Annotated in this window: 15 protein-coding genes and 3 pseudogenes; 10 read left to right on the top strand and 8 right to left on the bottom strand. The window is 68.4% G+C overall.

What is annotated here, in order from left to right:
- Positions 1-166: 166 nt before the first annotated feature.
- The 5 genes and pseudogenes from NLX86_RS11395 to NLX86_RS11375 all read left to right on the top strand — a co-directional run bounded on the left by NLX86_RS11395 (position 167) and on the right by NLX86_RS11375 (position 8,755).
- Entirely contained in the window at positions 167-658 is a 492-nt protein-coding gene (locus NLX86_RS11395) for a DUF6245 family protein (protein ID WP_254371523.1), read from the top strand.
- Positions 659-1,043: 385 nt separating this feature from the next.
- Positions 1,044-6,953, top strand: a pseudogene (locus NLX86_RS11390) (DNRLRE domain-containing protein); the annotation flags it as partial.
- A 195-nt stretch (positions 6,954-7,148) separates the two neighbouring features.
- On the top strand, positions 7,149-7,769 hold the full coding sequence (locus tag NLX86_RS11385; RefSeq protein WP_254371661.1) for a polymorphic toxin-type HINT domain-containing protein: 621 nt from the start codon (positions 7,149-7,151) through the stop codon (positions 7,767-7,769).
- A gap of 114 nt (positions 7,770-7,883) precedes the next feature.
- Positions 7,884-8,240, top strand: a complete 357-nt coding sequence (locus NLX86_RS11380; RefSeq protein WP_254371522.1) for a hypothetical protein — start codon at positions 7,884-7,886, stop codon at positions 8,238-8,240.
- A 5-nt stretch (positions 8,241-8,245) separates the two neighbouring features.
- Positions 8,246-8,755 (top strand): hypothetical protein, encoded by a 510-nt coding sequence (locus NLX86_RS11375; RefSeq protein WP_254371521.1) that lies wholly within the window; start codon positions 8,246-8,248, stop codon positions 8,753-8,755.
- Positions 8,756-8,783: 28 nt separating this feature from the next.
- On the opposite strand, the gene NLX86_RS11370 is transcribed toward NLX86_RS11375, so the two are convergent.
- On the bottom strand, positions 8,784-9,161 hold the full coding sequence (locus tag NLX86_RS11370) for a hypothetical protein (protein WP_254371520.1): 378 nt from the start codon (positions 9,159-9,161) through the stop codon (positions 8,784-8,786).
- Positions 9,162-9,466: 305 nt separating this feature from the next.
- Between NLX86_RS11370 and NLX86_RS11365 the strand changes: the two genes are divergently transcribed.
- A complete protein-coding gene (locus NLX86_RS11365) occupies positions 9,467-10,036 on the top strand; it encodes a recombinase family protein (RefSeq protein ID WP_254371519.1) in 570 nt (189 codons plus the stop codon).
- A gap of 114 nt (positions 10,037-10,150) precedes the next feature.
- Here NLX86_RS11365 and NLX86_RS11360 read toward each other — a convergent pair.
- A pseudogene (locus NLX86_RS11360) lies at positions 10,151-10,282 on the bottom strand (DUF6332 family protein); the annotation flags it as partial.
- A gap of 71 nt (positions 10,283-10,353) precedes the next feature.
- On the bottom strand, positions 10,354-11,847 hold the full coding sequence (locus NLX86_RS11355) for an MFS transporter (protein ID WP_254371518.1): 1,494 nt from the start codon (positions 11,845-11,847) through the stop codon (positions 10,354-10,356).
- Between the two features lie 87 nt (positions 11,848-11,934).
- Between NLX86_RS11355 and NLX86_RS11350 the strand changes: the two genes are divergently transcribed.
- Positions 11,935-12,333, top strand: a complete 399-nt coding sequence (locus tag NLX86_RS11350; protein WP_254371517.1) for a MarR family winged helix-turn-helix transcriptional regulator — start codon at positions 11,935-11,937, stop codon at positions 12,331-12,333.
- A 173-nt stretch (positions 12,334-12,506) separates the two neighbouring features.
- Here the strand turns inward: NLX86_RS11350 and NLX86_RS11345 are convergent, their stop codons facing one another.
- Positions 12,507-13,739 (bottom strand): IS4 family transposase, encoded by a 1,233-nt coding sequence (locus NLX86_RS11345; protein ID WP_254371516.1) that lies wholly within the window; start codon positions 13,737-13,739, stop codon positions 12,507-12,509.
- 64 nt (positions 13,740-13,803) lie between these two features.
- Here NLX86_RS11345 and NLX86_RS11340 point away from each other — a divergent pair, with 64 nt between their 5' ends.
- Positions 13,804-14,430, top strand: a complete 627-nt coding sequence (locus tag NLX86_RS11340; protein ID WP_254371515.1) for a transposase — start codon at positions 13,804-13,806, stop codon at positions 14,428-14,430.
- Positions 14,385-15,530, top strand: coding sequence for a transposase (locus NLX86_RS11335; protein WP_254371514.1), 1,146 nt, complete (start codon positions 14,385-14,387; stop codon positions 15,528-15,530). The genes NLX86_RS11340 and NLX86_RS11335 overlap by 46 nt, the downstream gene beginning before the upstream one ends.
- Positions 15,531-15,588: 58 nt before the next feature.
- Here the strand turns inward: NLX86_RS11335 and NLX86_RS11330 are convergent, their stop codons facing one another.
- From NLX86_RS11330 to NLX86_RS11320, 3 genes and pseudogenes are all read right to left on the bottom strand, one after another.
- Positions 15,589-16,332, bottom strand: a complete 744-nt coding sequence (locus NLX86_RS11330; protein ID WP_254371513.1) for a maleylpyruvate isomerase family mycothiol-dependent enzyme — start codon at positions 16,330-16,332, stop codon at positions 15,589-15,591.
- Between the two features lie 21 nt (positions 16,333-16,353).
- Positions 16,354-16,698 carry an SCO4225 family membrane protein gene (locus NLX86_RS11325; protein WP_254371512.1) on the bottom strand — a complete coding sequence of 115 codons (345 nt, stop codon included), beginning with the start codon at positions 16,696-16,698 and terminating at the stop codon, positions 16,354-16,356.
- Positions 16,699-16,770: 72 nt separating this feature from the next.
- Positions 16,771-17,097, bottom strand: a pseudogene (locus NLX86_RS11320) (MFS transporter); the annotation flags it as partial.
- A gap of 23 nt (positions 17,098-17,120) precedes the next feature.
- On the opposite strand from NLX86_RS11320, the gene NLX86_RS11315 reads away from it, so the two are divergent.
- Positions 17,121-17,273: a hypothetical protein gene (locus NLX86_RS11315; protein WP_254371511.1), complete on the top strand. Its 153-nt coding sequence runs from the start codon at positions 17,121-17,123 to the stop codon at positions 17,271-17,273.
- Positions 17,274-17,542: 269 nt separating this feature from the next.
- On the opposite strand, the gene NLX86_RS11310 is transcribed toward NLX86_RS11315, so the two are convergent.
- On the bottom strand, positions 17,543-18,028 hold the full coding sequence (locus NLX86_RS11310; protein ID WP_254371510.1) for a hypothetical protein: 486 nt from the start codon (positions 18,026-18,028) through the stop codon (positions 17,543-17,545).
- Positions 18,029-18,036 lie beyond the last annotated feature (8 nt).

Here is an 18,036-nt window from a genome sequence, read left to right as displayed (position 1 = left end):
GCTGCCCCGGCCCTTCCTCATCCCCGGAGAAACGGGCCATGGGATGATCTTGAAGGTCTGAGGGCCCTCTCAAACGGCTGGGCTGTTGCCGCTTCCCCGGACGCGGGATGAGCGGCGTCGACAGCCTTCCCTGGTGAGCTAGCATGAGAAGGTCCGGGACGAGACTGTGGCCACGGTAGAGCAGATCGCCGCGGCGATGGCCGCCCTGGGGTGCTACCACGGCGCCAACACATCTGAGGAGCACGCTGCGGAGGCGGCCCGGCTCGGCGGCCCGCAGGCGTACCGGGTGCGGCTGGTCAACGCGCTGCTGGGCGGAGTGCAGGCCGAGGCGGTCGTAGCGGACTCGATCCCGCTGGACGACGAAGCCCATCACGCGGCGTGGGAAGAGCAGTTGAACGCGTCCGGGGCCTCTCTCGATGAGCCGGCCCGGCGGGTGGAGTTCATTCGCTGGCAGGTGCTGCGGGCCGGCACCCCGCTCAGACTGATGGCCCAGCACCAGGAGACCGGGCCGATCCCGCTCGCGGCCGCGCACGCCGCGACCGGGCTGCATACCCTGCTCGGTGTGATCGCCGCGAGCCAGGATGGGGTCGCCACCACCGACGTGGAGAGACTGGCCGCGCAGGCCGAAGCGCAGTCGGCAACACCGACATGCTGCTGAATATGCTCAAGTCGGTCGGCCTGTAGAAGCGGATGGTGACGGTGACGCCCACACCCGGTGATGTCCAGCAGGTCCGTGTCCAGCAGCAGGAGGCCGCGGCGAAGAAGGCCTGAAGGCCGGCGCGGGAACAACAGCTCCTCCAGTGCGGCATCACGGTACCGAGGGCGGCTGACCGCTGAGAGTTCCCGGTCTTCGTCCATGTGGAAGCAGCGTGCTTCGGGCACTTCCAGGCGCTCCACAAGTGGCGCATATCACTCCTCATTTCAGGAACCCGCTGCGCCACTCTTCCGCCGCCTTGCCACAGTTGTGGGCCTTTTCCTTCTCGATACGGTCACATCGGCATCACACATGTGATGCACAGCAAATCTTACGAGATCGAGGATTCATGACGGTTCATCTGCCCGCGCCAGAGGAGCGCGGACGGCCTTGGTCCGGGGGGAGTCTCCGCTACATAGCGGGGAGTCTCGCCCTGGCCTTGTCCTTCTCGCTTCTCGACAGCGCGAGTACGGCACTCGCCGCGGAGAGCAGCGGGTCCGACAAGAAGGCGAAGCCCGCAGTCACGCAGGCGGCCGATCTGCCGTCGGCACGGGTGGCCGCGAGGCTGTCCGGCAAGCGTGTCGAGGCGCTGTCCGAGCGCACCGAGACATCGACGACGTGGGTGAACAAGGACGGCTCGCTCACCACGGAGCTCAGCGCCGGCCCCATCCGCTTCGAAGAGGACGGCCAGTGGCGCCCGGTCGACCTGACCCTGGTCGAGCAGAGCGACGGAACCGTGGAGCCGAAGGCGCACCCCAACGGGCTGCGGCTGAACGCCGGTGGCGGCGTCAAGGCCCGTTCGCTGAAGGACACCGGCAGTGCCGCACCACGTGATCTGGTGACCCTGGGTGAGGGTGATGAGCAGATCACCCTGCAGTGGAAGGGCGGTCTGCCCGCCCCGAAGCTGGACGGCACCCGCGCGACATACGTCAACGCCGTGCCCGGTGCCAACGTGGTGGTCGAGGCCACCCGTACCGGCTACGAGCAGTACGTCGACATCCAGCAGCGCCCGGAGACGGACGGCTACACGTACACGCTGCCTTTGAAGGCCAAGGGCCTGAAGGTCAAGCAGCAGGCCGACGGCAGCCTGCTGTTCACCGACAAGAAGAACAAGAAGCGGGCCGTCATGCCCGCCCCGGTGATGTGGGACGCCAAGGTCGACAAAGTCTCCGGCGAGCACACCAACCGGGCCAAGGTCGACATGAAGGTGGTCCAGCGCAAGGGTGCGGTCGACCTCGTCATCACCCCTGATCCCAAGTTCCTCGCCGACCCGGAGACGAAGTACCCGGTCACGGTGGACCCGTCCACCTCGTCGCTGTCCAACGTCTTCGACACCTACGTCCAGCAGGGCGAGACCGTCGACTGGTCGGCCGACACCGAGCTCGACCTCGGCAACCCCGGCACCGTCAACGGCGACGGCACCCCGCGCACTGCCAGGTCGTTCATCACCTGGAACACCGCGCCGATCTCCGATGCGCTGGTGACCGACGCGAAGCTGAGCCTGTGGAACTTCCACTCCGGCAACACCGCGTGCACCGCCCAGTCGTGGGAGGTGTGGTCGGCCGGCCAGGCGTCCACCGCCTCGCGCTGGACCGCGCAGCCGGCCTGGACGGCGAAGAAGGCCACCTCCACCGAGACCCGCGGCAACAGCGCGTGCACATCGGCCCCGGACGGCTGGATCAACGCCGACGTCACCACCCTCGTGCAGGAGTGGGCCTCGGCCAAGAACTCCACCTCCGGCATGGGCCTGCGCGCCACCAGTGAGACGGTGACCGCGCAGTGGAAGCGAGTCAACTCCGCCAACGCCGCATCGAACCCGCCCAAGCTGGTAGTCACCTACAACTACCGGCCGCGCACCGGCACCAAGCAGGAGGCCGGCCCGCCCTACTTCTCCTACTCCGGCGCCTACACCGTCAACACGGTGACGCCGACCCTGCGGGACACCTTCGTCGACGCCAACGGTGACGAGGTCAACGGCACCTTCCAGATCTTCGACTCCGTCACCGACACCCAGGTCGGCGATGTCATCGTCTCCCCGTTCGTGCCCTCCGGGCAGGTCGCCTCGGTGACCGTACCGGCCGGTGTGCTGGCCAACGGCAAGACGTACAAGTTCCGTACCTCGCCGTACGACGGCACGCACTACAACACCGGCTGGTCGGCGTGGAAGACCTTCACCGTCGACGCCACCGCCCCCTCCGCCCCCACCAAGATCGTGTCGACGGACTACCCGTCCACGGCGTGGGTCAAGGGCGCAGGCCAAGCCGGAACCTTCACCGTCACCCCACCCGCCGCCGACCACAACTGGCTCGAGTGGTCACTCGACGGCGTCACTTGGACCAAGGTCTCCACCAGCGGCTCCACCGCGGACAAGCCGATCTCCATCGCGCCAGCCCGCGACGGCACCCACACCCTCCAGGTCAGGGCCGTGGACAAGGCGGACAACAAATCGGAGGCCATCGACTACACCTTCCACGCCGGCCCCGGCGGATTCCTCCAGCCGTCAGACGGGGAGCGCACCGCGCGCCGCCTGCCGCTGATCGCCGAGGCCGACGGCGCCAAGTACGACTCAGTGTCCTTCTCCTGGCGCCGCTCCGAGGCCGACCCCTGGGTGCAGATCCCGGCCAGTCACGTCACCTCCGGCGGCATGCCCCTGACCGCCTGGCCAGTCGCCATGGTCGGCGGCCAGAACACCCCGCTGGTCTGGAACGCCACGAGCACCGTCGACCCCGACGGTAGCGTCGAGATCAAGGCCGATTTCGCCGGCCCCAACTCCGCTGCGGGCAGCACCGAACCGCTGACTCTCGTCGTCGACCGAAACGCCGCTGGTGCTGCAGTTGACGAGGTCGGCCCAGGCTGAGTGAACCTGCTGACCGGCAACTACACGCTCTCCGCGACGGACGCGTCCTCCTTCGACCTGTCGATCAGCCGCTCGGCTTCCTCCCGGACCCCGGACGCCGGAACGAAGCAGGTGGGCCAGGCCCCGATCTTCGGCAAGGAGTGGGTCAGCGGCACCGTGGCGGAGGCCACGGATTCGGAGTATTCCCACCTGCGCAAGACATCCGACACCGCCGTCGCGGTGGTCGACTCCGGCGGCGAGGAGACCCACTTCTCCGCCAACGCAGCGAAGAACGGCTGGATCCCCGAACCCGGCGCGGAAGACCTCACCCTCAAGGGCAGCGTCACCGGCACTTTCACCCTCTCGGACACCGAAGGGACCGTGACGGAGTTCACCAAGCCCGATGCGGCGGCCGAGACCTGGCAAGTCTCCAGCACGCTGCTGGACGGTCTGGCCAGCTCCACAACCACTGTGGTGTCGGAGTCCGTCACCGTCGAGGGCAAGCAGCTGGCCCGCCCGAAGCGGATCATCGCCCCGACGTCGGCGGCCACGACCGCGGCATGCACCGCGGATTCGGCCACCAAGGGCTGCCGCGTCATGGAACTGGTGTACGCGACCTCCACCACCGCCACCGCCACCGCTCTCGGTGACGTCAGCGGTCAGGTGAAGGAGATCCGCCTGTGGTCCACTGTGCCCGGTGCCGCAGCGGCGACATCCAAATCCGTGCAGATGTATCTGTACGACGACTCAGGTCGACTGATCCAGACATGGAACCCGCAGATCACACCGTCGCTGAAGACGGAGTACGCCTACGACAGCGCGGGCCGGATCACCAAGCTCACCCCGCCCGGCGAACTGCCGTGGACGTTCACCTATGGCAAGGCCGGCTCCAGCAGCGCCGCCGGTGACGGCATGCTACTCAAGGCATCCAGGCCGGGCCTTAAGCAGGGCACGGCCGATGTCATCGAAGGTGAAGCCGCGACCAGCATCGTCTACGACGTTCCGCTCACCGGTGCTAATGCCCCCTACAAGCTGGGCGCCGCCGACGTGAAGACATGGGGGCAGACGGACGCACCCACCGACGCCACGGCCGTTTTCCCCGCGGACGCCGTCCCCGCCGCGAGCTCCGGCGACACCCTGACCGCAGCGTCCTACGCGCGTGCGGACATCACCTACCTCGGCGTCTCCGGACGCTCAGTGAACGATGCCACGCCCGGCGGATACATCACCACCACCGAGTACGACCGGTTCGGCAACACCGTTCGTGACCTCACGGCAGCCAACCGTGGCCTCGCCCTCGGGGTGACCGCCGCAGACAAGACAGCCCAAGCCGAACTCGGTATCGCGAGCCTGGTCTCCGCCGAGCGCGCGGAACTGCTGTCGACCCGCTCGGTCTACAACGACAACGGCACCCGGGAGCTGGAGGAGTTGGGCCCGCTGCGGCGTGTCGACCTGACCTCCGATCTCAAGTCCGGAACCACCACGCTGGTGGCGGCGGGCACCCCGGTGTTCGTCCGTAGCTGGACAGTCAACGAGTACGACACCGGCCGGCCCACCGACGGCACCGCCAAGGTCAAGGACCAGGTCACCAAGAGCACCACCGGCGCCCAGGTCCGTGAACACCCGAGCGTCCAGGGCGAGACCCGGGTAGCCCAGACGGTCTTCGACTGGGCCAAGGGCCTGCCGACCAAGTCCATCCGGGACCCGGCCGGATTGGCCATCACCACCACGACCGAGTACGACGACCAGGGCCGGGCAGTCAAGACGCTCAACACTGGCAGCACCGGCACGGATGCAGGCACCACGGTGACCACGTACTGGTCGGCCACCGGAACAGGCACATGCGCCGGACGCCCCGAGTGGGCTGACTTGGTCTGCTCCGTCGGGCCCGGCGGAGCAATCACCGGCGGCGGCAGTAACCCCTCCGCCTTGCCGACCACCACCACCGAGTACGACTGGTGGGGCAATGCGACCAAGGGAGTCGAGACCGCCAACGGCGTCACCCGCACCACGACCACGACCTACGACTCGGCGGGCCGCCCGGTCACGGTCAAGATGACCGGCGGCACAGGCCAGGCAGTCCCCGACGCCACCACCGAGTACGACCCGGCCACCGGCCAGGAGATCAAGACAACTTCCCCCACCGGCGGCACCATCACCACGGCGTACGACAAGCTCGGTCGGCAGATCTCTTACACCGACGCCGACGGCGGAAAGACCACCACCGAGTACGACCTGCTCGACCGTCCGGTCAAGATCAGCGACACCGTCCCGTCCACCGTCACCTACACCTACGACCACACCACCGAGCCGCGTGGCCTGGCCACGAAGACCACCGACTCCATCGCCGGCGTCTTCCAGGCCACCTATGACGCCGACGGCTCGGTCGCCACTGAGAATCTCCCCGGCGGCTACACCGTCACCCAGACCGAGGACACCACCGGCGCCCCGGCCGACCGTATTTACACCCGGGACAGCGACGGCACCGTCGTCATGTCCGACGCGGTCACCGAATCCATCCAGGGCCAGACCACCATCCACTCCGGATGGTCCGACCAGACCTACCGCTACGACGCCGTCGGCCGTCTGATCACGGTCGACGACACCGTGGAGACGGTCTGCACCCGCCGGACCTACGGCTTCGACAAGCACGCCAACCGCACGTCCCTGACCACGGCAGCCGCAGCCCCCGGTCTGGACTGCCCGACCACCGGAGGCACCAGCAAGACCTCCACCTTCGACAGCGCCGACCGCATCACTGACTCCGGATACGCCTACGACGCCTTCGGCCGTACCACTGCCCTGCCCGGCGGCGTGAGCGTGGGCTACTACGCCAACGACCTCGCCTACCAGCAGACCGCGAACAGCAAGCGCCAGACCTGGCAGCTCGACGCCAACCACCGCTTCCGGTCCTGGACGGTGGAGACCAACAGCGCGGGCACCTGGTCGCCGACGGAGAACAAGCTCAACCACTACGACAGCGACGGTGACAACCCCCGCTGGATCATCGAGAACACCGCCACCGGCGCGCTCACCCGAAATGTGGACTCCCTCTCCGGGAACCTCGGCGCGGTCACCAGCGCCACCGGTGACGCCGTGCTCCAGTTCACCGACATCCATGGTGACGTAGCCCTGCAACTCCCGCTCAACGCGGGCGAGGCGCCGATCGCCCTGGACACCGATGAGTACGGCAACGCGCGCAGCGACCAGAAGGCCGTCCGATACGGCTGGCTCGGAGGCAAACAGCGTTCCAGCGAGACGGTCGCCGGCTACACCCTCATGGGTGTACGCCAGTACAACCCGGCCACCGGCCGCTTCCTGTCCATGGACCCAGTCAAGGGCGGCAACGCCAACGCCTACGAATACTGCTCGGCCGACCCCGTCAACTGCTTCGACCTCGACGGCAAGTGGAGCTGGAAGAAGGTCTTCAAGAGGGCCAAACGCTGGGCCTGGCGCAATAAATGGGACATCGCCCTCACGGCGGCCGGCTTCATCCCCGGCCTCGGCGCAGCCGCCTGGGGTTACCGCGCCTACCGCGGCTACCGCGCCATCCGCGCCGCACGAACCATCGGCCGCAGCTGCCGCAGCAACTCCTTCCTCCCCGACACGCCAGTCGTCATGGCTGACGGCAGCACCAAGCCCATCAGCGAGGTCAGGACAGGGGACTCAGTCCTCGCTGCTGACGAGCTGACCGGCGAGATCACGATCTCCGTGGTCAGTGACGTCATCATCGGCACAGGAGTCAAGGACCTGGTCACCCTTTCCGTCGACGCGGACGGCGACGGAAAGCCCAAGGAGATCACCGCCACAGCTGGCCACCCCTTTTACGCACAAGGCCGGGGCTGGGTCAACGCGTCCGAGCTGAACGCCGGAACGCGTCTCATCAATACGAGCGGTACGACACCTATCGTCACCGCGACACGTCACACTCAGGCGGTCCGCACCGTATTCAACCTGACTGTCGCCGGCAGCCACACATTCCTCGTGATCGCCGACGGGCAGCCAGCCCTCGTCCACAACTGTGGTCCGAGAAACAGCAGCAAGTGGTTCAGCAGCAAGCGGAAGGCATATCAGCAGCGCAGAAAGGATCACGAGCGGCTGAGGCGGAGGGGCTACAGCTGCGAGCTTCGCGGTCCGTGCAGCAATGGTGGCCACGCCCACCTGACGTGGCGTAAGAACGGCCGGTACGGGACCATCCACTACCGCTGGCACGGGCGTGGTCTCGGACGCCGGGGCTAACCAGAGGACAGCTCTAAGCTGACCAGTACAGTCAATCCCGTCACAGGGACTGGATGGCGAGGCCACCTCATGGCGGCCTCGCCATCCGCAACTGATGGAGTGAACATGGGTGGCATGAGTGCCAGAACCCGAGTCGCGGACCGTGTGATCGCATACGCGGTCCTGGCCGACGAGAGCAACGCCTGCGATGCTCTCGACGAAGTAGTGGTGGCGTCTGACAGCTGGGCCTCGGCAACAGGGCTCATGCAGGCGTGCGGCTACCGCAAAGTTCCTCGACGTACCGACAGCAGCAAGGTTCCCCGAGAGGCGCTTGATGTCGCCTTCGCGACGCCCGGCACGGTGTTCCGCAAGCGATTCATGGCGGATTCCCCCTGGACGCCCGCTTCTGCCATTGGAAGCAGCCCTGACGCAAGCAGCAACCCACCGAAGCGCGAAAAGCCGATTACTCACCGATACCGTGACTGGAGCTGAGATTCGTGAGCATGCAACATCGTCTCGACGACTTCATCGCGGCTCTTCGGCATCACGCCCTCGTCATGTCCGCACCGGATCGGGCCGGCGAAGCGGGCATTGAAGCATTCGAAGCACTCAGAAGAGCCGCAGCGTCTTACGGCGAGTGTGTGCGCCAAGAGACAGACTGGGACAGCCCGTTCGCCGAGCTGGAGGAAGAGGTCTGGGAAGAGCCTTCCGAGGACCACGCGGTCGTATCCGATGCGGAGCACGGCAGTGAGCTTCTCGTGGTGTCAGGCACCTGGACGTTCGAGGTGACGGACCGGGACGCCTGGACCAGCTTCGCAGCTGCACATTCGGCGGCAGCCACTCCAACACTCCAGCACTTGAGCGGCGACCCTGCCGAGGCCGCCGCCGCACTGCTGTCCCGCGACGGCCTCTTGGCTCTGCTCGTCCCTCATGGCATCACGTTGATGACCGACGACTGGACCGTCCGCGACACGCAGCATGAGCTACCTGACGACCCGGAAGACTGACCCCCGAGCCCTGGACGGCCCGTCGGGATCAGCACGTTTGCTCGATGTAGAGCAGCTTGCGGCCGTCCGCGGAAGCGAACTCGTACGGCTGGTAACTCGGCAGGCCATCGCTATCGATACGGTCCTTAATCCTGGCCCACGCCGCATCCCTTTCCCTCGCAGGTACAGGGCGCTGGCGATCACCGGCGCTCTCGCCGACGATCATCACATCGGCTGAGCGAACAAGCCGCTTGGCCAACCGCACATCCAAGGGGCCCCGGCTGACGGCCCATCGACAACCGTCCGCATCGACGATCTCCCCCGAACCCGCGGGAGACAGGACATCAGGACCATCATCAGGGTCCGCCGACCCCAGAGACTCCAGCACCGCGGCGAAGCTCACGGTCCGGGGACGCTTCTTCGACATGCAGGCAGTCTCTCACCTTCGCCCGGCAGGGGACCGAGATGGACTGTGTACCGAGCGACGAGCCACCGGACGCCCATCGTCAGAACTCAGGTTTGAGCGGCAGTAGCAGAGCCGCGCCGAAATTGATCTTGACGCTGAAATGTGTACAGATGACAGCGGTCGAAATCTTTAACGGAGAGCGTGAATGAAAACGATCGTTCGCGTACACAAAGATCAACATGCCGTTCCCGCAGGCCGCGACCGTAACGCATGCCGTGTACGCGCCTATGTCACGCGCAGCCCCGAATCCGATACACTCCGGGGCCATGAGAATCGGCGTCGCCCGCGTATCGAAACGGGATCAACACCCCGAATCCCAGCATGACGCCCTCAAAGCCGCAAGGTGCGAACGGATCTTCACTGACAAGGCGAGCGGCAAGCTCGCCCGCCGACCCGAGCTCGACAAGGCGCTCCTCGTCGCCCGCGAAGGCGACCAGCTCGTGGTCACGAAACTCGACCGCCTCGGCCGCTCCCTGGAGAACCTCATCGAGCTGGCCAAGGACCTCCAGACCCGCGGCGTCGACCTGGTCGTGCTCGACCAGGGCATCGACACCTCCACCGCCGTCGGCAGAATGTTCTTCCAGATCCTGGGCGCGGTCGCCGAGTTCGAGCACGCCCTGATGTCGGAACGCACCGTGGACGGCCTGGAGGCCGCACGCGCCCGGGGGCGAACCGGCGGCCAGAAGCCCAAACTCGGGCCCCGCCAGGTGCGGCTCGCGCGGCAGATGTACGACTCCGGCGACTACACCGTCCAGCAGATCGCCGACGAGTTCGGCGTTACCCGCCCCACCATCTACCGCCACCTGGGCAAGAACCTGGCACCGACCACACCGTAGGCGCATCTCCTTGGCGACCTTGAGCACCACCGAGCCGACCAAACACGCCTGGATCGCTACCTTCCGTTACTTGTCGGGTGGCCGTAGCTATACGAGAACCGGGCCAAGACCCCGCTCCAAGGGCCGCGCCAGATCGAACAGGAGCGCCGGCCCGGCGACCGCGCCGCACACCAACGCGGCCGCGAACACCGCGTATCCGATCTCCACCGTGATCGCGTCCCGCTCCGCCTGCGTACGTCTGCCCATGCCCCGCAGTGTCACAGGGCGGGGGCCGACGGGCAACACGCACCCGCCGGCCCCCGCCTCCCCCTGCGGTGTCAGTCGCGGACGGCGGCGGCTACGCGCTCGGCGTCGGCCTCCTCCTGAAGAGACTTGACGACGATGATCGTCTGCTGCGGCACGCGGTTCCTGCGCAGCCCGGTCAGGGTGATGAGCAGGCCGGCCAGCGCGACGGCGGTGACCACCACCAGGCCGGGCCGGAAGCTGTCCAGCACCTCCTGGGGCGATCCGTTCGCCTCGCCGCCCGCCGTGATGACCGCCGTGACGACGGCAAGGAAGATGGCGCCGCCCACCTGGATCGAGGTGTTGAGCAGACCCGAGACCATGCCCTGCTCGTGGTCGTCCACGCCGTTGGTGGCCTGGATGTTGAGCGAGGGGAAGACGAGTGCGCAGGCCGCGCCGAGCAGCAGCATCGAGGGCAGGATGACCGCCGCGTACGCGGGGGTGAGGCTGATGCGCAGGAAGAGCGCGTAGGCGACGACCAGCAGGGCGAAGCCCGTCACGATCACCCGCGGGGTGCCGAAGCGGTCGACCACCGATCCGATCTTCGTGGACGAGAGGGCGACCAGCGCCCCGGCGGGCAGGAAGGCGAGCGCGGTCTGCAGGGCAGACCAGCCGAGGAGCGACTGCATGTACTGCGTGACGACGAACTGGAAGCCGACGTAGGAGCCGAAGAACGTGGCAGCGCCGAGGTTCGCCCGGATCTGGCTGCCGGAGCGCAGCACGCCGAGCCGGATCAGCGGGCTCGCGGTACGCCGCTCGATCGCCACGAAGGCGGCGAGCAGCGCGGCGACAGCGCCGAACGACAGCAGCGTGCGGGCGGAGGCCCAGCCCGCTTCCGGCGCCTGCACGACCGTGAAGACGAGCAGCAGCATCGCGGCGGTGCCGGTGACTGCTCCCGGCAGGTCGTAACCGCGGTGCGTGGCCTCGCGCTTGCTGCGCGGGATCAGCCGGAGTCCGGCGATCAGCGCGATCAGCGCGATGGGCGCGGGCAGCAGCATGGTGAGCCGCCAGCTCACCTCGGTGAGCAGCCCGGAGAGCACCAGGCCCATGGAGAAGCCGGTGGCCGCGCAGGTGGTGTAGATGCTGAGGGCCCGGTTGCGCAGCGGGCCTTCGGGGAACGTCGTGGTGATGATCGAGAGGCCGGCGGGCGCGGTGAACGCGGCGCTCAGCCCCTTGATGAAGCGGCTGGCGATGAGCAGCGGTCCGGAGTCGACGAGGCCGCCCAGCAGCGAGGCGACCGCGAAGACGGCGAGGGCGATCAGGAAGACGTTCCGCCGGCCGAGGAGGTCGGCCGCGCGGCCGCCGAGCAGCAGCAGCCCGCCGTAGCCCAGGATGTAGCCGCTGACGATCCACTGCAGGGTCGAGGTGGACAGGCCGAGGTCGGTGGCGATGGACGGCAGCGCGACGCCGACCATCGAGACGTCGAGGGCGTCGAGGAACATCGCGGCGCAGAGCACCAGCAGGGTGCCCCACAGACGGGGGCTCCAGCGCTCCTGTGTGGAGGAGGGGGCGTTGAGCGGAGAGGTCATGAGCAGCACAGTACATGCGCATGCATTGAATGCAAGTGCATTTAATTCCGATGCAACAAAGGTGCCGATTTCTGCTACCGTGCGGTCATGGCACCGAAGAACGCCGATCACCGGCTGGTGGAGGAGTGGCGGGACATCCTCGCCCTCCATGCCCGTACGACCTGCGAGCTCGATCGCGAGCTCCATCAGCACGGGCTCGGCGCCAGCGACTTCGAGGTGCTCGACGTGCTCGCCGAGGGCACGGCGGAGGACGGCAGTTGTTCGTACCGGGTGCAGGAGCTCGCGGCCCGCGTCCACTTGAGCCAGAGCGCGCTGTCCCGGCTGGTCGCGCGGCTGGAGAAGGACGGCCTGGTCACGCGGGTGATGTGCAGCGAGGACCGCAGGGGAGTACGGGTCGTACTCACCGACGGGGGCCGGGCACGCCATGCCGAGGTCAAACCGCTCCAGCGCGAGGTGCTCTCCCGCATGCTCGCCGACCGGCCCTAGGGGCAATGCTGGTGATTTAGGTCGTTCGCTGCTGGGAGATGTTGATGGTGGCGGCTGCCGGTGGTGGCCAGTTGTGGTGTTCGGCTCGTTTGAGGGGCCAGTTGGACATCTTGCGTTTGATCACGCGGGGGCAGGTCCGGTGGCGTCGTCGGGGCAGCAGGCGCTGGCTGATCTCAGCCAGGGTGCGGGTCAGTGCCCCGGCGAGCCGGCCGGGGGGAAAACGCCGCCTGGGCGGGGACCTGGCGGCGCACGATCCGCAAGGACCGGGTGAAGGAGATCCGGTCGGGATCGACTTCGTGGTCCAGGGCGGCCTGGTGCATCAGTTGCCGGATGGCGTGGTGCACGAGCAGGAAACCGTAGATCTCCTGCTCCACGCCCCACGGATACTTCGAGCGCAGGACGAGCTTCGGTCCGCGTTGATGGGTCTTGATCTCGTCGAAGGTGGTCTCGATCTCCCACCGCTGGGTGTAGAGCGCGGCCAGGTCGGCGGCCGGTGCCACCTCTGGGTCGAGCACCGTGGTGATCAGCCGGTAGACGTCCCCGCCGCCGCCCGGGCCCAGCGTGTACTCGATCACGCGCACGGGCACCGGGTTGCGGCGCTGCTTCCTGTCCGGTTCAGCATGGACCGCGCTGAGGTAGGAGCCGTCCGCCAGACGCTCCAGCACCGGTAGGGCCGCGCTCTTGCGCACCCGCCACAACAGGTCCGCACCCGTGGCCCGGGCGGCCTGCCACAGCTCGAATCCATAGAATCCGCGGTCGGCCAGCAGCAGCATGCCAGCCGTCAGCCGGGACAGCAGCTGCCGCGACAGGGCTTGCTCGCTGGATGACAGCGGCCCGAGCGCCGTCGCGAAGACCGCGTGGGTGCCGCACTCGGCCAGAGCGGCCACCCTTGCCTGGGGGAACGCGCCCGGCCCACGGCCGGAGCCCGGACGGCCGAAGAACACGTTGTTCGCCGGCGTGTCCGCGACATCGAATGTCGTGCCGTCCACCGCGACCAGCCGCCACCGCCGATACCAGGCACCCGAAGTGCCGGGCACCGCCACCGGCCGGCACACCCGCGCGAACAGCACCTTCAACGGCTCGGCGCCCAACCGCTCCCGCGCCCGGCCGATCGCGGCGGTCGTCGGTACCCGCCACCCCTGTCGCCAGCGACGTCCACCCTGAAGCCCCTCGCCGAGCAGGCGGGCGACCTCCTCATACGGCTGGCCGAAGAACAGGCACATCGCGAGCACGAAGTAGACCACCACCCGAGCCGGCAGCAGCCGACTGCGCTGCTCGGCCCGCCCACACTCCGCGATCACCTCATCGACCAGCTCCGGCGGAAACGCCCGCGTCAACACCCCGATCGCGATCCGATCCGACAACCGCTCGCCCGCCGGCGACTCCGCCCGCCCCACCCTCGCCATAACCCAACCAACGAGCCCGAGACATCTAAGTCACCAGCATGACTCTGTTGGCGATGTTGGTGGGGTGCTGACAGCTGGCGCGGTGGGTGCTTGGCTGGATGAGGGCGGGGTGGTGTCGTCGGTGGGGGTGGTCGCGGTGTCGCTGCGGTCGGAGAGTCATCAGTGGATCCCGGTCAGGACGGTGCGGACGGCGCGTGCGGCGTGTCCGAAGGCCACGCCGGCGATGCTGATCAGGGACCGGTTGGACGTGCTGTTCGAGGATGAGGAGTTCGCCGGGCTGTATCCCACGGACGGCAGGCCGGGCCTGTCGCCGGGGCAGTTGGCGCTGGTGTCGGTGCTGCAGTTCGCGGAGAACCTCTCCGACCGGGCGGCGGCGGACGCGGTGCGGACCAGGATCGACTGGAAGTACGCGCTGGGCCTGGAGCTGGACGATCCCGGGTTCGACTACTCGGTGCTGTGCGAGTTCCGGGCCCGGCTGGCCGAGGACGGCGCTGCCGACCGGCTGCTGGAGGCGATGCTGCAGCGCCTGGGGGAGGCCGGGCTGCTCAAGAGCCGGGGACGGCAGCGCACCGACGCCACCCATGTGCTGGCCGCAGTGCGCTTCCTGAGCCGTTTGGAGCTGGTCGGGAAACGCTGCGGGCCGCTTTGGAGGAGCTGGCCGAGGCCGCCCCGGACTGGCTGCGACCGCTGATCGAGCCGGAGTGGGGAAAGCGGTACGGACGCCGGGTGGAGATCGGCAGGCTGCCGGGCGGGAAGGCAGCGGTGACCGAGCGGGCCGAGCAGACGGGCCGGGACGGACAGACGATCCTCGCCGCTGCCTGGGCCACGTCCGCCCCGCCTCACCTGCGGCTGTTGCCGCAGGTGGAGATCCTCCGCCAAGTGTGGGTCCACCACTACTACTGGGACGCGCACGGACGCCTGCGCTGGCGGGACGGCCACGCCCTGCCCCCAGCTCACCTGCGCTTCGACTCCCCCTACGACACCGATGCGCACTACTGCGTCAAACGGGACACCGCCTGGAGCGGCTACCGCGTCCATCTGACCGAGTCCTGCGACGAACAGCGCCCCGAGCTGGTGGTCCACGTGGCCACGACGCACTCCACCGTGCAGGACGTCGAGATGACCCAGACCATCCACGACGACCTCGCCAAGCGGGAATTACTGCCCTGCGAGCACATCGTCGACGCCGGCTACATCACCCCGGCGCACATCGAACGGGCCGCTCGGGTGCACAGCATCACCCTGCTCGGCCCGGTGGTCCCCGACCACAGCCACCAGGCCAAGGCCGGCTCGGGCTTCGCCAAGTCCGCCTTCCGCATCAACTGGGACCACCAGCAGGCCACCTGCCCCCAGGGCGCGGTCAGCCGCGAGTGGAGACCACTGCGGATCAGCGGACACGACTACATCCAGGTCAAGTTCGCCAAGGCCGACTGCCTGGCCTGCCCGGTCCGCTCGCAGTGCACCACCTCCGCCACCCGGCCCCGGGCCCTCGCCCTGCTGCCCACCCGCGAACTCCACGAGATCCAGATGCGCAACCGGCTCGACCAGGCCACTGAACAATGGCAGCACCGCTACGCAATCCGTGCCGGCATCGAAGCCACCCTCTCGCAGAACGTCCGCGTCCACGGCCTGCGCCGCTCCCGCTACCGCGGCCTGGCGAAAACCCACGTCCAGCACGTGCTCACCGCACTGGCCTGCAACATCGCCCGTGTCGCGGACTGGCTCGATGCCGAACCCAGAACGCGACGCCGGGCCACCCGCTTCCGCACCCTGTGCTCAGCCGCCGTGTGACCCCGTCAACATCACCAACAGAGTCACGGCATTGCCCCTAGCCCCCGCTCGGGCGCGCTTAGGCCCAGGTGATCGCGGAGGTCTCCCGCCACAGCCGGGCGAGCGATTCGTCCCCCGTGACGGTCAGCGCGGAAAGCGGCAGCCGGTTCCACAGGGTCGCGTAGAGCACCTCCGCCGGTCCGCTCACCTCGCAGTCCGCGGGCCCCTCGTCCGTACGCTCCGCACGCGGCGGTGCGGCCGACAGGTGCACCGTCCAGACGGCGGCGGTGTCCGTGGCCCGTACGCGCAGGATGCGCGGTTCCGCCGTCCGCACCCGGCTCTTCGGGCGGGCGTGGAAGGCGCGCAGCAGCTCGTCGACGCCGTCGTCGGCGAACGCCGCTTCCACACCGCCCGCGTGCGTGGCCCGCGCGGACTCCGCGTCCAGTCGGTGCACCGCCGTCTCGTGTGCCTGCCGCCGCGCCCAGAACGCCAACGGTGACGGCGCGGGCATAAAGCTCCAGCACTCCAGGTCCGGGGGCGCGGCACGGAGCGCGGCGACCAGCAGCTCGTGGCCCTCCCGGAACCACTCCAGCAGCTCCGCCCCGTCCAGCTCCGGCTGGCCGGCGTCCGGCAGGAACCCGGTGGCTCCCTCGGCGACGAAACGCGTCGCCCACCGGTGGACCACGCCGGTGTGCCGGAGCAGGTCCCGCACCGTCCAGCCGGGGCAGGTGGGAACGGGCGCGTCCGGCCCGGCCGCTTCGGCGGCGGAGGCCAGCAACCGGCCTTCCGTGTCAAGGGCCTTGATGTGTTCGGCGACGTCCATGCGGGCGATTGTGCCAGCAGGTCAGGCGCCCTGGGGGTGCGCCGGGCGCGCTCGGCCGTTCAGCAGGCGCAGCAGCAGTCCGAGGACGAACGACTGGAAGAGCACGGAAGCCGCGATTCCGAGCGAGAAGTACCAGCCGGACCCCTCCAGCCCCCAGATCGCTTCTTCCGCGGCGATGAACCCGAAGACCGTCGGGGCGGCGGTGAAGATCAGTCCCACCCCGGCGAAGGACGCGTCCTCGTGCGTGACGAACAGCTGGTCGTAGGCCAGGACGAGCGCCGCCGCCGCGACGAGGCCGAGGTAGGCGAGCGAGAGAGGGTTGCCGAACGTGAGTCGTGCCAGTCCGCGCAGCCGTGCCTTGACCATGGTGTTCTCCTCGTCGGTCCGTGCGATGTGGCCTCATCCTGGCGCCTGGGACTGCGGCACGCCTGAGTACGGCTACTCAGCCCGCGCCCGTACGGATACGTGGCGTACCGAGTACCCGATGAGCGCGGCGACGGCCGCGAGCAGAGCCACCGTCGTCAGCGCGGCGGGCAGCGAGAACCACTCGGCCAGGAACCCGATCGCGGGCGGGCCGAGCAGCATCCCGCCGTAGCCGAGCGTCGACGCGGCCGCCACCCCGGTCGGGCCCGCGAGCGCGCCCGCGCGGTCGATGGCCACGGGGAAGAGGTTCGCGAGGCCGAGCCCGGTGACGGCGAAGCCGAGGAGCGCGAGCCAGACCGTGGGCGCGAGCGAACCGAGCAGCATGCGCGCTGCTGGTGCAGCGTTCGGACCGTACCGAGGCGGACGTGAAGCAGCTCAAGGAGGACACCGACAAGGCCCTCGGCGAGATTCGTGCGGAGGTCGAGCAGCTGAAGGGCCGTCGCTTGCCGCTTCCCACGGTCGGCGTACTTACCGGGGCTGTCGGCGCCGCGACTGGACTGATCGCCATGCTGTGCTGAAGGAGGCCAATATGCCCGAGCAGGATAAGCCGGGGGAGCGCCCGGCGGTACGGCGGATTGACGTCACTGCGGCGGACACGGTCACGCTCGTGAACATAGGCTTGATCGAGTCCCCGCCCGATGCGGAAACTCCAGCTGAGGAACCGGCGCCCGGCACGTAACGACTTCCCCTCTCGCCTACGGGCGGGAGGGGAAGTCGTCATGCCCGGGACGCACCGTCCGTCGCGCGCCGTGAACCAGGGGTTACACAGCGGCTGCGCCTCGGTCCGTCAGCACCTCGCGGCCCCGTGAGGCCACACGATGTCCACTGGCAGACCCGCGTCGCGCGCCTCGATGACGGTGTCCGCAGTGCCGCCTCCCTTCCCCGATGGAGGCTCACCATTCCACACAGCGATCAGGCGGTCCGCGCGCTCGAGCAGCGTATGGTTCGCATCCTCGTACGCCTGACGGTTCGCAGCCTCGTGCGGCAGGACAACGACCTCCGCAGCAGCCTCAATGAGCCGATCGAAGGTTGCTTCGTGGTCCGTCTTCACCTTCTTCTGCCGGTAGTCCTTCGACGGCATCACGACGACCAGGCGCCCGCCGGCCTCGAGCACCGCCTCAGCGAACAGTGAGTCGCTGCCCTTGGCGATGCACGAGATGCCGGTCAGGTCCGCGGCGGCGTGGCTCTCGAGCAGCCGTCGCAGCGCGTCACGAACAAGGGGGACGCTGTCCTCGGTCAGGTCCATGTGCCCGGTTACGGCGAAGATGGTCACAATTCTCC

Source organism: Streptomyces sp. A3M-1-3, assembly GCF_024213665.1.
Taxonomy (GTDB): Bacteria; Actinomycetota; Actinomycetes; order Streptomycetales; family Streptomycetaceae; genus Streptomyces.
The sequence above is the reverse complement of the archived record's forward strand: the minus strand, read 5'-3'. Positions and strand labels throughout refer to the sequence as shown.